General features: G+C 66.3%; 16 protein-coding genes. 8 read left to right on the top strand and 8 right to left on the bottom strand.

The genetic code is table 11. The features are described from left to right. Positions 1-141: 141 nt before the first annotated feature. The 3 genes from VHS75_RS03990 to VHS75_RS03980 all read left to right on the top strand — a co-directional run bounded on the left by VHS75_RS03990 (position 142) and on the right by VHS75_RS03980 (position 1,426). Positions 142-573, top strand: coding sequence for a PaaI family thioesterase (locus VHS75_RS03990; protein ID WP_329637311.1), 432 nt, complete (start codon positions 142-144; stop codon positions 571-573). Next, on the top strand, positions 570-803 hold the full coding sequence (locus VHS75_RS03985; RefSeq protein WP_329637310.1) for a DUF1289 domain-containing protein: 234 nt from the start codon (positions 570-572) through the stop codon (positions 801-803). Before VHS75_RS03990 ends, VHS75_RS03985 begins: the two co-directional genes overlap by 4 nt. Positions 804-895: 92 nt before the next feature. Then, positions 896-1,426: a TIGR02281 family clan AA aspartic protease gene (locus VHS75_RS03980; protein WP_329637309.1), complete on the top strand. Its 531-nt coding sequence runs from the start codon at positions 896-898 to the stop codon at positions 1,424-1,426. Here VHS75_RS03980 and dusA read toward each other — a convergent pair. Further along, a complete protein-coding gene (gene dusA, locus VHS75_RS03975) occupies positions 1,370-2,386 on the bottom strand; it encodes a tRNA dihydrouridine(20/20a) synthase DusA (RefSeq protein ID WP_329637308.1) in 1,017 nt (338 codons plus the stop codon). The two genes, VHS75_RS03980 and dusA, sit on opposite strands and share 57 nt — an antisense overlap. A gap of 116 nt (positions 2,387-2,502) precedes the next feature. Between dusA and VHS75_RS03970 the strand changes: the two genes are divergently transcribed. The 5 genes from VHS75_RS03970 to VHS75_RS03950 all read left to right on the top strand — a co-directional run bounded on the left by VHS75_RS03970 (position 2,503) and on the right by VHS75_RS03950 (position 5,757). Beyond that, on the top strand, positions 2,503-2,937 hold the full coding sequence (locus tag VHS75_RS03970) for a hypothetical protein (RefSeq protein ID WP_329637307.1): 435 nt from the start codon (positions 2,503-2,505) through the stop codon (positions 2,935-2,937). Continuing rightward, positions 2,937-3,278, top strand: coding sequence for a hypothetical protein (locus VHS75_RS03965; RefSeq protein ID WP_329637306.1), 342 nt, complete (start codon positions 2,937-2,939; stop codon positions 3,276-3,278). The genes VHS75_RS03970 and VHS75_RS03965 overlap by 1 nt, the downstream gene beginning before the upstream one ends. After that, the gene (locus VHS75_RS03960) at positions 3,242-3,565 is read left to right on the top strand and encodes a tyrosine-type recombinase/integrase (protein ID WP_329637305.1); all 324 of its coding nucleotides are present in this window, start codon (positions 3,242-3,244) and stop codon (positions 3,563-3,565) included. The genes VHS75_RS03965 and VHS75_RS03960 overlap by 37 nt, the downstream gene beginning before the upstream one ends. A gap of 109 nt (positions 3,566-3,674) precedes the next feature. Then, positions 3,675-4,196 carry an ORF6N domain-containing protein gene (locus VHS75_RS03955; protein WP_329637304.1) on the top strand — a complete coding sequence of 174 codons (522 nt, stop codon included), beginning with the start codon at positions 3,675-3,677 and terminating at the stop codon, positions 4,194-4,196. 454 nt (positions 4,197-4,650) lie between these two features. Further along, positions 4,651-5,757 (top strand): sensor histidine kinase, encoded by a 1,107-nt coding sequence (locus VHS75_RS03950; protein ID WP_329637303.1) that lies wholly within the window; start codon positions 4,651-4,653, stop codon positions 5,755-5,757. 39 nt (positions 5,758-5,796) lie between these two features. Here the strand turns inward: VHS75_RS03950 and VHS75_RS03945 are convergent, their stop codons facing one another. From VHS75_RS03945 to VHS75_RS03915, 7 genes are all read right to left on the bottom strand, one after another. Beyond that, entirely contained in the window at positions 5,797-6,084 is a 288-nt protein-coding gene (locus VHS75_RS03945; protein WP_329637302.1) for a hypothetical protein, read from the bottom strand. A 310-nt stretch (positions 6,085-6,394) separates the two neighbouring features. Further along, the gene (locus tag VHS75_RS03940; protein ID WP_329637301.1) at positions 6,395-6,583 is read right to left on the bottom strand and encodes a hypothetical protein; all 189 of its coding nucleotides are present in this window, start codon (positions 6,581-6,583) and stop codon (positions 6,395-6,397) included. A 201-nt stretch (positions 6,584-6,784) separates the two neighbouring features. Further along, complete coding sequence (locus VHS75_RS03935; protein ID WP_329637300.1) at positions 6,785-7,840, bottom strand: YeiH family protein; 1,056 nt, start codon at positions 7,838-7,840, stop codon at positions 6,785-6,787. Positions 7,841-7,859: 19 nt separating this feature from the next. Continuing rightward, positions 7,860-10,214 (bottom strand): TonB-dependent receptor, encoded by a 2,355-nt coding sequence (locus tag VHS75_RS03930; protein WP_329637299.1) that lies wholly within the window; start codon positions 10,212-10,214, stop codon positions 7,860-7,862. A gap of 24 nt (positions 10,215-10,238) precedes the next feature. Further along, on the bottom strand, positions 10,239-11,513 hold the full coding sequence (locus VHS75_RS03925) for an MFS transporter (protein ID WP_329637298.1): 1,275 nt from the start codon (positions 11,511-11,513) through the stop codon (positions 10,239-10,241). A gap of 87 nt (positions 11,514-11,600) precedes the next feature. Further along, positions 11,601-12,080: a 2,4'-dihydroxyacetophenone dioxygenase family protein gene (locus tag VHS75_RS03920; protein WP_329637297.1), complete on the bottom strand. Its 480-nt coding sequence runs from the start codon at positions 12,078-12,080 to the stop codon at positions 11,601-11,603. Between the two features lie 98 nt (positions 12,081-12,178). After that, positions 12,179-13,129, bottom strand: coding sequence for a TauD/TfdA dioxygenase family protein (locus VHS75_RS03915; RefSeq protein WP_329637296.1), 951 nt, complete (start codon positions 13,127-13,129; stop codon positions 12,179-12,181). Between the last annotated feature and the right edge of the window lie 116 nt (positions 13,130-13,245).

The raw sequence follows: 13,245 nt of genomic DNA, 5'->3' as shown, positions 1-13,245 counted from the left end.
AATGGCCTGTACTCTGCGGAATCTCAAATTAATTGGAAGCAATGAACAGTATTTAATGATCGTCACATGTTACGGATACACTGGAATGACAGATGACTATAATTTACTTGTCCGGATGCTGTGCAGATTGCATGAAGCGCCATGGCCACGCTGACCCCTGTGCTGGACGCCGCCGGCGTCAACGCCCTGCTGCGCAAGGCCTTCCCGGACGCCACGCCGGCCGCCTTCCCGACCGTGACCGCGGTCTCGCCAGGAAGGGTCGACGTCATGGCCCCCTACCGCGAGGGCCTGTTGCGGCCGGGCGGGGTGATCTCCGGCCCGACCCTGATGTCGCTGTCGGACACCGCGGCCTACGCCCTTGTGCTGGCGCACATCGGCGACCAGTTGATGGCGGTGACCTCGTCCTTGACCATCAACTTCCTGCGCGGCGCAGCGCCGGGCGACATCCACGCCAGCGCCGAGATGCTGAGGCTCGGCCGCCGCAACGCCGTCTGCGACGTGCGCATCTGGACCGAGGCGCCTGAGCGGCTGGCGGCGCAGGCGACGGTCACCTACGCTATCCCCCAGTCATGAGAACCCCTGAGCCCCCTCCGCCCGGCGGCCCGCCGAAGGCCATCGCCACGCCCTGCATCAAGGTCTGCGTGGTGGATGGCGAGAGTGGGCTCTGCATGGGCTGCTACCGCCAGCTCAGCGAAGTCGCCGGCTGGTCGCAGCTGACTGACGAGGCGCGCGCGGCGATCATGGCCGACCTGCCGGGCCGCCGCAGTCGCATCCGGCCCGAAAAACTGGCCATGTTTGGTTAAGCCTACCCGTTCACGGCTTCAAAACCCCCTGGCGCCTAACCTCCGCGCGCAAATCCCGACTCCCGGGATCTCCAGGCGAGGTAGCCCAGCGCGTGTCGGACGCCCTGAAATTCGCAGCCGTGGCGGCGCTCGCCGGCCTGTCGGCCGTGGTCAGCGCCGAGACCATCGTGACGGTCTCCAACCGCCTGCCGCCGCTGCGCGCCGCCAACGCCCAGGCCGCAGCCCCGGCCGCCTATGCTCCGGCCGCGCCCACATCCGGGCCGTCGTCGATCGCCAAGGCCAGCGACGGTCACTACTGGGCCGAGGGCCTGGTGAACGGCTCGCACATCCGCTTCCTGGTGGACACCGGCGCGACCGCCGTGGCGCTGACGCCCGCCGACGCTGAGCGGCTGGGCTTCAACCAGGCCGACCTGAAATTCACCTACCGGGTGACCACCGCCGCGGGCGAGACCCGCGCCGCCGCCGTCAAGCTCGCCGAGGTGACCGTGGCCGGCGCCCGGCTGCAGAATGTCGACGCCCTGGTGATCGAAAAGGGCCTGGACGCCTCCCTGCTCGGGATGAGCTACCTAGGCCGCCTCGCCAGCTTCCAGGCGACGCGCCAGGCGCTGATCCTGCAGCCCTGAGACCGCGGCCAAGGCCGCGTCCACGACCTCCAAGCCCGCGCCGGGCTTGACGCTTTCCACCGTCAGGATTCGCCGCCAGGTGCGCGCGCCGGGGCTCCCGTGGAACAGGCCCAGCATGTGCCGGGTCATGGCCGCCAGGTGCGTCCCCGCCGCCAGTTCACGCGCGATGTAGTGCCGGTAGCGCTCGACGGCCTGCGCCGGCGTTACCGTCACGTCCGCCCCGAACAGCCGCGCGTCGGCTTCGCCCAGCAGCCCCGGCGTGTGGTAGGCCGCGCGGCCCAGCATCACCCCGTCGACGTGGGCCAGGTGCGCCGCAGCTTCGTCCAGCGAACCGATGCCGCCGTTGATGACGATGGTCAGGTCGGGCCGCTCGGCCTTGAGGCGATAGACCAGCGGATAGTCGAGCGGGGGCACGTCGCGGTTCTCCTTCGGCGACAGGCCCTTGAGCAGCGCCTTGCGCGCATGGACCACGAAGTGGCGCACGCCGGCGGCGGCGCAGAGGTCGACCAGCCGGAACAGGCTCTCCTCCGGGTCCTGGTCGTCGACGCCGATCCGGCACTTCACAGTCACCGGGACCTTCACCGCCGCGGCCATGGCGGCCATGCCCTCAGCCACCAGCTCCGGCTCGCGCATCAGGCAGGCGCCGAACTGGCCCGACTGCACCCGGTCCGACGGACAACCGACGTTGAGGTTGATCTCGTCATAGCCCCAGGCCTCGCCGATCCGCGCGGCCTCCGCCAGGTCGGCCGGTTCCGAACCGCCAAGCTGCAGCGCCACCGGATGCTCCGCGGCGTCGAAATCCAGTAGCCGCGCCCGGTCCCCATGCAGGATCGCCCCGGTGGTCAGCATCTCCGTGTAGAGCACCGCCCGCGATGTCAGCGTCCGATGCAGGCTCCGGCAATGCCGATCGGTCCAATCCATCATAGGCGCAATGGCCAGTCTATGCGCTTGAAATTGCATAACTTTTTGTGTAGTCTCAAATCGTTAGGTGAAGGCGTCTGCACTCGGTTTTACGACGTCTCACGACGTTTTTCGCCACCTTTCGACTAGTCAGTGCACACGGAGCGCACACGGAAATGGCGTCGATCACACGGCTCAAATCAGGCTCCTGGCGGGTCCAAGTCCGACGGAAGGGCCGCTACGTCAATGAGACGTTCGTTCGCCACGACGACGCCAAGTCCTGGGGGCTGGAGTCCGAGCGGAAGATCGATCGTGGTGAGACGCCGGTTACGTCGGGCATCGCCCGAGCGCAGAGCTTTGGTGATCTCATCGACCTGCATATCAGTGACATGAAAGAGGTCGGCAAGGCGCCGGGCCGATCAAAACATGCGACGCTCCTGATGCTGAAGCGGCGTCTCGGCCAAAAGACGATGATCGAAATCGACCGCGAGGCATCATCAACTTCGGCCGGGACCGGTCGGCGGAAGGCGCGGGCCCCACGACCATCGGCATCGACGTCGGCGTCATCAAGCTGGTGCTGCAGCATGCGGCCGCCGTGCACGGGCTCCTAGTGCAAGTCGAACCCGTCGACCTGGGGCGGATCGCGCTGAAGCGGTTGGGTCTGGTTGGCCCCCGCAACGAGCGAGACCGTCGCCCCACCGAGGAGGAGCTGGCCCGGTTGATCCACCACTTCGATTCCAATCCGCGGCAGATCATCCCGATGGGCCGGATCATCAAGTACGCGGTCGCGAGCACCATGCGGCAGGAGGAGATTTGCCGGGTCGTCTGGCCCGACCACAATGGGCGGACCAAGATGCTGACAATCCGCGACCGCAAGGATCCGCGGGCCAAGAAGGGCAACGACAGACGATTCCCTTGCTGGCGGTCTCCGGCTACGACGCCAACGCCCTGATCGAGGAACAGCGCTCCTTCCGGTCCAACGACGATGACCGGATCTTCCCGTTCAAGCACAAGTCGATCAGCACCGTCTTCCCCCGCGCCTGCCAGGACCTTGGGATCGAGGACCTCCACTTCCACGACCTTCGCCACGGGGGCACGAGCCGGCTGTTTGAGGCTGGGTTCCAAATCCACCAGGTCGCCTTGGTCACCGGTCACAAGGACTGGAAGATGCTGCGGCGCTACACCCACCTTCGGCCGGAGGCGCTGCATTCTCTGGCGTCCAAATGGGCCGCTGAATAATGTCGCTGATCGTAGAATCGGCGGTGATCGGCGACGGCGAGCCTCGTCCCGCTTTGATAAGCTGGGCGGCGTTTGAGATCGCATTTTGCGACCTCAAACGAGGTCGTCGATGAAAGCCTTGGTTCCCAGCCCCAGCCGATCGAAGGTCCCAACGCACCTCGTGCGGGGCCAGTGGATCGTGCTCGACGAGGACCTGGCCTTGGTGTTCGGGGTCGAAACCAAGCGCCTGAACGAGCAGGTGCGCCGAAACGAAACCCGCTTCGAGGGCTACGCCTTTCGGCTGACCGCGGCGGAATCCACGGCTTTGAGGTCGCAAAATGCGACCTCAAACACGGGCCGCGGAGGTCGGCGCTATTCGCCATGGGCGTTCACCGAGCACGGGGTGGTCATGGCCGCCACCGTGCTCAATTCCGACGCCGCCATCGCCGCCATGAAGCTTGTGGTGGAAGCGTTCGTCCGCCAGCGGCGCGCTCAAGGTCCCGCGAAGCTTCCGACGGCATCGCCTGCCGTCGGCCTGCTGCCGCGTCTCCAGGGTGCGCTTGAAGCCCTGCTCGACCGTCACACCCATGGATGCCACTCCGCGTCAGGACCTGTTGGCACGCCAATCGACGCTCTCGGGGCGGAGCCCTAAGCCCCAACCTTTAGATGGGCCGCAAGGAGCCTGCGCGACAGGCGCCAGCCCGGCGCTGCACGGCGGGACGCCGCCCGAGCGGCCGCCGGCGCCGCAGGCGCCCGAAGGGGCGGACCCGTGGGAGCCGCGGAACGCGGCGGGACCGAGCACGCCCGCCGGCCGCTCTCCGCCTCTTGGGGCGTTGCGGGGCAAGCTGTGCAAAAACCCATTGGGAGATAGCGCCGCCGGTGGTCGCTCTCCGTTTGGCTGACTTTCTGAAATTCCGCTGAGCTGGCACTGGCACAGGACCGGACGTCTAAAAGGCGTCCGATGGGTTGGCTCATTGGCCGCAGGTATTCAGGGCAGGTTCAGGCCGCGATGTGATACAGCTATTGGCCACTCGGCCAGTGCGTCTGCTTTGCAGGCCGGGACGGCTTTCGCACCGCGAGCCTCCGGTTACATGAAAGGGCCATCCGTGCCCGCCCAAAGTATCGTGAACCCAAGCGATCCGGGGCAGAGCCTGGCCCTGGCGCTGGTCACTGCCTCCGTGGGTCCTTTGCTGCTGATCGATGGTGATCTGAAGATCATCGCGGCCAGTGGATCTTTCAGCCATGCTTTTGGCCTCGATCCGAAAACGGTTGCCGGAAGCACGCTGACGGCGCTTGGCGTCGGCGAATGGCGCGTGCCTCAGCTGGGCCAGCTGCTTCAAAACACCGCCGACGGGGTCATCAGTATCGACGCCTACGAGATGGACCTGAAGCGTTCAGGCCAAGCCGACCGCCGCCTGGTGATCAACGTGCAGAAAATCGCCTACGGCGAGCCTGACAAGCTGCGGCTTCTGGTGGCCATCTCCGATGTCACCGACAGCAGGCTGGCGACCAAGAAGGATCAGGACCAGCTGCGGGCGAATGCCGTCCGTAACGACGAACTGGCCATCGAGAACCAAGCCCTGATGGAAGAGATCAAACACAGGGTCGCGAACAGCCTGCAGATCATCGCCAGCGTTCTCATGCAAAACGCCCGCTCCGCGCAGTCAGAAGAAGCGCGCAACCAACTGCGAGACGCCCATGCCCGGGTAATGTCCATCGCGGACCTGCAGCACCAGCTGGCGGGGGCTACGACGGGGACGGTCGCGCTGCGGACCTACCTGACCAAGCTGTGCGCGACCATCGCCGCCTCTATGATCCCCGATCCCAACAGACTTAGTCTTGAGGTGGTCGCCGAGGATGTCACCGTCGATGGCGGCGTCTCCCTCAGCATCGGCTTGGTCGTCACAGAACTGGTGATTAACGCCCTGAAACACGCCTTCACAGACGATCGCGCGGGTAAGATCACGGTCGACTATCAGACCGAAGGGCCAATGTGGACGCTCTCGGTGGCTGATACCGGCGTAGGCATGCCGAGCGGCCCCCCGGCCACCTCAGGCCTTGGCACCAGCATCATCCAGGCCTTGGCTCGCCAACTCGGTGCGCGGGTGGATCTGGACGACATGAACCCGGGGACCAAGGTCTCGCTTGTCCATACCCCGGTCGCTCCAGTGATTGTCGATGCTGACCCCTCAGTGAAAGAAAAGGCCGTCTAGGACCGGCTCACTCCACACTAGGACGTCATCGCAGCCTCGTTATATCCCGAGCTGGAACACCGCCTCGCAGATGACGTCCCCATCGGCGAAGGCGCGAAGCTCCAGCCGATCACACGCGGTCGCGGGGCTGCGGGTCAGCCAGACAAACTCTTTCGAGACGTCGACCGCCCAGCAGTCCGCCAGCCTCGCCTCCACGGCACACAGGCCCGCCATGCCGGCTGGGCTGTCGATCCGCGCCTGGATACGCTGCGGAAGGCGCCGGCCCAGCAGCTTGCGGAACTTGGCGACGGCGTCCGCGCCATCGTCGGCCTGGTCTTCGTGGGTCATGGTGTCCGTCCGGTCTGAGCTCCGGACGGCGCGGGACATTAAAAAACCCCGCGTCCTGCCGTGGAGCTGGAACACCGACTTGGCGGTGTCCATGCCGATGCGTGTAGGTATGTTCACTGGTCTCTCCTCTCATCTGGCCTGACGCCGAAGCGTCATGAAGCCGTTGGGATGAGAGGCCGTCCACACCAACACATTCGCCGACCGGACCACGGGAGAGGTTCGGCGACAACCAGCCTGCAGTTGTCGAGCGGCGACTGCACCCGCGCGCTGAGGCGCCCCGAGCCGCCCCAAAAGTCCGGACGCTGAGTCGCTATGAGCGGAACGTGAAGCGGCGCATGATGCCGGAAAACGTGAACACGGTAAGTGACGTCACGACCCAGGCCCAGAGCTTGGCAAGCTCCATCACACCGTCCCAAACCGCCAGTTCGTCGATTGCCCAGCCGCCGCGCTTCGCATTGATCGGCGGCGCCTTGGCGGCACCCCTTTTTGCGACCTCCACGCAGCATTTCCGGCAACATCGCACCCACGCCTCAATACTGTCAGGTTAGCGCTGCAGCCAAGATTTTCACCTTCCCTGCGGTGAGCTCGGTCGCCTGAGGGCCACCTGCGCTATCGCATCAAAATCGGTTCGTGGGCCAGCGGATGGACGAGCCTGGGGTGCGGTTTTGCTGACCTGACAACGCCCGGAGGACGGGCTGACTCAAGTGAGACCCAAGACGCGGATCATCAGCAGCGCCACGCCGGCCAGGACCAGCAGCGACAACGTCACCACCGCGGTGACCCGCGGACCCGCCTTGCCGACGACGCGAATGTCCACCCCCAGGCCCAACGCCGCCATGGAGACGATGGTCAGACAAGTGGCGGCATGGGAGACCGGATCCAACAGAGCCTGAGGCAAGGCGCCGGTCGATCTCACCACGACCAGCAGCAGGAAGCCGACGATGAACCACGGAACCAGCTGATGCAGCGCAGGTCGGCCGCGCTTTGGGCGGTCGCCCGCGGCGAGGGCGGGCGCCGTCTCGTCCGGTTCGCCCCGCTCTCGCCGGACCAGCAACGAAAGCGCCAGCACGACGGGCCCCAGCATCAGGACCCGTACCAGCTTCACCAGAGTTCCGATCTGCGCGGAAAGCGAGCTGATCGGCGCGGTGGCGGCCAAGACCTGAGGCACGGCATAGACCGTGAGGCCGGCGAACACGCCAAAAGTTCGCGGCGTCATGCCCCAAGCGACGGCCAGGAGCGGCAGCCCCAGGACGACGACCACGCCGAGCACCGCGGTAAAGGCGATCGACGCGGCGACATCCTCCCCGTCCGCCCCGATCACGGGCGCGACCGCGGCGATGGCGGAGTTGCCGCAGATGGAATTCCCGCACGCGATCAGCGTCGCCATCCGCCGCGGCAAGCCGAACAGACGGCCCAGGCCATAGCTCGCCATGAGCCCGATGCAAACCACGCCGACGATGCCGGCCAGCAGCGCGGGGCCGGCGCCCAGGATCATCCGCGCGCTCACCGTCGCGCCGAGCAGGACGACGGCGACCTCCAGCAGGGTCTTGGCGCTGAATTCTATCCCTGGGATCCATCTCGAACCTGGCGTCCAGGCGGTGCGGACCGCCGTTCCCAGCAGGATGGCGATGACCAGCGCCTCCAGCCAGGACCGGCCGAACAGGCGCGTTTCCACAAGCTGCGCCACTGCAGCCGCGGCGGTGATCGCTACGCACAGCGCCAAGCCGGGAAGGATATTGCGTCCGGCCACCGCCACAAAGATTCGCCTCGCCCGATCAGAAGGTCTTGGCGATCCGCACGCCGTAGGTCCGGGGCGTGTTCATGAAGCCGCGCAGCAGGGTCGCGCCCGTGGCGGGAACGCGGACGCCGAACAGGGAGTCCAGGGTCTGGGCGAACTTGGTCGTGAACACATGCTCGTCGGTAAGGTTCTGGCCGAACAGCGCGACTTTCCAGCTCTTGTCGGGGCTCACGAACGTCACCCGCGCGCCATACAAGGTGACGCCCTCGACGATACCCTGCGGGTTGAGGTCGTTGGTCGTGGAGTAGCTGGAATTGTAGGTCGCGTCCGCCCGGAAGGTGGCCGTGAAGCCGCCGAACAGCGGATCGGTGACGTACTCGAGACCCAGGGTGTTGTTCCACTTGGGCGAGAAGTTCGGCGTGCGACCGGTCAGGTCCTGGGTCAGCGGGCAGGACGTGGCCGTGCCGTTGCAGGCCGGCAGGCCAGGCGCGTTGTGGTTCGCCGTGAAGGTGGAGTCCAGGTAGGCCACGCCCAGGTCGATGTTGATGTGGTTGGTGGGCTTGGCCTGGGCCTCCAGTTCGACGCCCTGGGCGCGGACGTCGCCGGCGTTGCGGACGATGAAGCTGACGCCGTCGAACGAGCGGTCCTGGAAGTTGTCGAGGTCGGTGCGGTAGGCGGTGAGGTTCACCAGCAGGCGCCGGTCGAACAGCACCGACTTCACACCGGCTTCCCAGTCCTTCGAGGTCTCGGAATTGAAGATGCGCTTCTGGCCCACCGCCGCGGCCCCGCCGGCGGAGTTGAAGCCGCCCGACTTGTAGCCCGTCGAATAGGTCACGAAGGCCATGACGTCGGGGTTGATGTGCCAGCTCACATTCCCTCGCCACGACGGCTGGGTGTCCTTGAAGCTCAGCTGGGTGTTCTCCGGCACGCGCAGCAGCGCCGCCGTCGGATTGGCCAGGGTCTCGACGAAGCTGCCGATCTTCTTGTCCTGGGTTTCGCGGGCGCCCAGCGTCAGGTCGACCGTCGGCGTGAGCGCATAGTTGCCCTGGACGTAGGCGGCGAGACTGGTGGCCTTCTGGTCGAACGCGCCAGTGGCGGCGGCGTTCTTCGGGCTGGCGTTGCAGGCGCCCACCAGCGGCGGGGCGGCCGCGGCGACGGCGAAGCTGCAGTACTGGCTGCCGAGGTTGAGCACCTCGCCGATCTGGTACGTCTCCTCGAAGTCATAGAGTCCGGCGACAAAGTCCAGCTTGCCGTCCAGGAACGCGCCCTTCCTGCTGATGAACTGCAGTTCGTGGCTGTCGCTGTCGCTGTCGAACCTGGCGTCGCGGGAGAGCAGGTCGAGCGGGGAAAAGACGACGTCGCCGTCGCTCTGCTCGTCCTTCCAGCTGCGCCAGGAGTCGATGAGCCGCAGGGTGTGGCCGTCGCCGACCTCCCAGCTCAGGTCACTGGCGACGCCGTACTGCTTGTCGTTCAGGTTCTGGTTTTTGTAGCGCTGATCGACGTTGTTGAAGCTCGGCGGATAGGTCAGGGAGGCCGGGTTGGTGCCGGTGCGCGCGGCGAAGTTGGCCAGCTGGGTCGCGTTGGCCGTTGAGGTATCGACCTGGTTGATGGCGTTGCCGTCGCCGCTGGTCTTGGCGTAGTCGGCGCGGAGCGTCCAGGTGAGGTGGTCGGTGACCAGCCACTTGGCCGAAACACGGCCCTCGACGGTGTCGTGCTGGCCGTAGGTCTTGCCGTCGATGACGTTCTTGGCGAAGCCGTCGGTGCTGGTGGCCAGGCCCGCGAAGCGCAGGCCGAAGCGGTCGTTCACCGGCAGGTTGACCATCCCCTCGATCTTGCGCTCGCCGTAGTTGCCGAGTTCGCCGGCGATCGAGCCTGCGAAACTGTTCAGGTCCGGCGCATGGGTACGAATCGAGATCGCGCCGACGGTGGCGTTGCGGCCGAAAAGCGTGCCTTGCGGGCCGCGCAGCACCTCGACGCTGTCGACATCCAGGAAGCTGGACAGGATCGCGCCGGGCCGCGGAATGAACACGCCGTCGATGTAGGGCGCGACGCTGGGGTCGATGGCGGCGTTGGAGCTGGCGCCGAAGCCGCGGATGCGCAGTGCCACGCCCGACTGCTGGCCGACGGAGTCCAGCCGCAGGTTCGGCACGACGCGCACCAGGTCCTTGGCGTCCTCGACACCCTTGGCCTCCATGGCCTTCGCCGAGACGGCGGTGATCGAGAGCGGCACATCCTGGATGTTCTCCGCCCGCTTCTGGGCGGTGACGACCACTTCCTCGACGGCGCCGGCGGCGGACGCGTCGGCGGTAGCGGCGTCGGCAAGCGCGGGCGCGGCCCAGGCCGCGATGGCGAGGCTGGACGCGCCCCAAAGGCAGAGTTTGCGATAGGTCATTTGTTTCCCCCTAATTTGGGCCATTCAGGCCGCGTTGTGTGGTTTTGGTTGACGCAGACGGCCGCTGAGCGCGAAGGCGGCGGCCGATAGAAGGGCGGCGCAGACACCGACCTGCAGCGCCGCGTGCAGCCCCAGCCGGTCGGCCAGGAGGCCGGTGACAGCAGGGCCCGGCGCGAGGCCGATGAGGTTCATCGCCAGGCTCATGACGGCCAGCGCCGAGCCATGCAGGGCGGGCGGCGCGCCATCGGCGACGATCGCGCCTGCGGGTCCGGTCGTCCCGCCCGCGCAGAAGAAGCCGATGGCGGCGCAGGCGAACTGCGCCGGGCCGACGGGCGCCCAGAGCGCCGCCTGCAGTCCAAGGAAGGTGAGCAGCGCAAAGCTGGCGGCAAGCCAGGGACGCAGGCCCGGATTGGCGGCGGAGAGCCGGTCGCTGATCCGCCCGCAGGCGATCATGCCGACGCCGCTCGCGAGCAGCAGCAGTGCGGCGAAGCCGGCCGCCGCTTGCGGCGTGGCGCCCATGGTCCTGTTCAGATAGCTGGGCGTCCAGGCGGTCAGCGCCCCTAGCACGAAGAGCTGCAGGCCGTTCGCCAGATAGGTCACCGTCACAGCCGGGGTCGCGAAAAGGCCGGCGGCCAACGCGCGGGGCGTGAGGCGCGACGCGAACTCCCGTGGCTCGCCAGCGGTCGCCGGCGGTTGTCCGCGAAGGACCAGGGCATAGAGTCCGGTCAGCACAAAGCCCAGGACGCCCATGGCCGCGAAGGCGCCACGCCAGCTGGCGTGGGCCGCGATCGCGCCGCCGAGCGCGACGCCGGTGAAGGAACCGAAGACACCGCCCGCCATGAAGGCGGCGCTGATCGTGGCGCGCAGGCGCTGGGGAAAGTAGGTGAAGACCACCGCAAGGCCGACGCTGGCGTAGGCGGCTTCGCCCACGCCCAGCGCCAGACGCGCGGCCATCAGCTGGCCGTAGCTGGCGCAGAGTCCGCAGGCGAGTGTCGCCAGGCTCCAGGTGAACGCCATGGCGATGACGCTTCGGACGCGACCGATCCGGTCAGCCAGCAGCGACAGCGGGAAGGTCAGCACGCCCACCATCAGGGCGACGGCGCCGCCCAAAGTGCCCAGCTTGGCGTCGGTCAACAGCCACTCGGCCTTGAGCAGCGGAAACACCGCCGCCAACACCTGGCGTGACATGTAGTCCGAAAGCAGTAGGCCGAACGAGACGGCGAACACCAGCCAAGCGCGCGGCGCGATGCGCTCCGCCGACAGCGCGGGGCCGTCAACGTTGGCGGCAGGCCGGGCCATGGTTCGATCGACGGCTGTCACGCGTCGACCTCGCCAAAGACCGGCGCCTGACGGATCAAGTTCATCATCTTGTGGGATGCGACGGGTTCAGTTGAACGCCGTGAGGTCTTTCGCCGTCAGGCCATGCTTCTCGCAATAGGCGAGATAGCGCTGCATCCCGGTCTTCCAGTTTTCGAGCGCGACGATGTTGTCGTTCTCATCGAGGAACGCGAGGTCGCCCGTCATCTGAACCAGCATGACGGCGTATCCGCTGGTGCTTTCCGTGCTGATGACTTCTGGTGTGTGGGTCGAGGCGGCGGTCTCGTACACGACGCTGCCGGCCCGGGCGACCCAGTCGTGCTCCTTGTACTTCCACTGGCCCTCGATCGTGTAGACCATGACCGTGCCGGTGTGGTGGTGTCGAGGCAGCTGCATGTCCAGCGGCGCCTTCATCATGACGATCACCTCGCCCCGGATCGGATCCAGCTTGAAGTACTTCAGCAGGACGTTTTCCGCGTACGGCGTGAACGGCACCCAGGGCAGCGAGTCGCCATCGATGACGGCGGTGTCGATGTGTTCGTGCAGCATGTCTGTTCCAATGGTGGGGTTGAGTTGGTGGGGACGCGCGGGGCTATCGCGCTGGCGGTGATGGGTGGGCCTGAATTGGGCGGAACGAACCGCCAGGCTCAGACCAGCGGAGCGCCGGTGATGGTGGCGCGAAGCATCTTCCTGGGCGCTTTTCCGTAGTCGGCCACGGCGTAGTGCTGGACCTGCAGATTGTCCCACATGGCGACCGTGTTGGTCCGCCATTTCAGGCGCACCTGGTATTCCGGAACCGCGGCCTGAGAGGTCAGGTAGGTCATCAGATGGTGGGCCTCGGGCATGAAGTCCTGGCCGTATCGGACGTCCTCGAAATTGTAGAAGTTCGCGAAGTGGGTCGTGAACACGGAGTTCACAAACAGGACCTTCTCCCCCGTCTCGGGATGGGTGAGGACCACAGGATGTTCGGTGGCGGGGTTCTTCGCGGCCATCGCGTGGCGTTCTTCGATCGGCAGCTGGGCGCCGAAGGTCTGCTCGGCGCTGTGCTTGGCGCGCAGGCCCGCGATCCGCTGCTTGATGGCCTCCGGCAGATTTTCATAGGCCATCACCATGTTGGACCAGATGGTGTCCCCGCCGGTTTCCGGACCCAGCTCGCGGCGCAACACCGCGCCGCGGGGCGGCGCCTTCTTGAAGGTGACGTCGGCATGCCAAATGTTTTCGCGGCTGGATTTATCGACCCAGGTGGGACTGTTCGCGTCGAGGTTGCGGTACAGCATCAAGAGCTTGTCCGCCTCGGGATGGCTCGGAGCCAGGGGGTGGCTTTCGAGTTCGCCGAACTGCGCCGCGAAGGTCTGTTGCTCCATCGGCGAGACGTCCTGATCGCGGAAGAACAGGACCTTGTGCTTCAGCCACAGCGCGCGGATCTCGGCGATGAGGTCCGGATCCAGCGCAGCGTCAGCCAGGCTGACGTTGCTGAGTTCGGCGCCGATGGCAGGTGTGGAGAGCTCCACCTTGATCGAATGCCGCCGCACCGAGGGCCTGACAATCGCGGGCGCCGTGGGCGCGGTCGTGTCCTGGAGTGCGCCGGTGGTGGTCATTGAAGGTCTCCAATCCCTGCTCAGCGGAATTCAGAGTACGCCTTCAGATAGCGCGGCTATTCGCATTACAGGACGATATCTTCGCATGTTGGGACATGAGCAGGAGGCGGTTCACC

The sequence above is a fragment of the Phenylobacterium sp. genome (assembly GCF_036264965.1).
Classification (GTDB): Bacteria; Pseudomonadota; Alphaproteobacteria; order Caulobacterales; family Caulobacteraceae; genus Phenylobacterium.
This window is presented reverse-complemented; position numbering and strand designations above follow the sequence as displayed.

Bases quoted from the DNA above. Each gene is read 5' to 3' on its own strand.
- VHS75_RS03930 (WP_329637299.1), bottom strand. From the start codon at position 10,214: ATGACCTATCGCAAACTCTGCCTTTGGGGCGCGTCCAGCCTCGCCATC.
- VHS75_RS03985 (WP_329637310.1), top strand. From the start codon at position 570: ATGAGAACCCCTGAGCCCCCTCCGCCCGGCGGCCCGCCGAAGGCCATC.
- VHS75_RS03915 (WP_329637296.1), bottom strand. From the start codon at position 13,129: ATGACCACCACCGGCGCACTCCAGGACACGACCGCGCCCACGGCGCCC.
- VHS75_RS03955 (WP_329637304.1), top strand. From the start codon at position 3,675: ATGAAAGCCTTGGTTCCCAGCCCCAGCCGATCGAAGGTCCCAACGCAC.
- VHS75_RS03970 (WP_329637307.1), top strand. From the start codon at position 2,503: ATGGCGTCGATCACACGGCTCAAATCAGGCTCCTGGCGGGTCCAAGTC.
- dusA (WP_329637308.1), bottom strand. From the start codon at position 2,386: ATGCAATTTCAAGCGCATAGACTGGCCATTGCGCCTATGATGGATTGG.
- VHS75_RS03990 (WP_329637311.1), top strand. From the start codon at position 142: ATGGCCACGCTGACCCCTGTGCTGGACGCCGCCGGCGTCAACGCCCTG.
- VHS75_RS03925 (WP_329637298.1), bottom strand. From the start codon at position 11,513: ATGGCCCGGCCTGCCGCCAACGTTGACGGCCCCGCGCTGTCGGCGGAG.
- VHS75_RS03920 (WP_329637297.1), bottom strand. From the start codon at position 12,080: ATGCTGCACGAACACATCGACACCGCCGTCATCGATGGCGACTCGCTG.
- VHS75_RS03945 (WP_329637302.1), bottom strand. From the start codon at position 6,084: ATGACCCACGAAGACCAGGCCGACGATGGCGCGGACGCCGTCGCCAAG.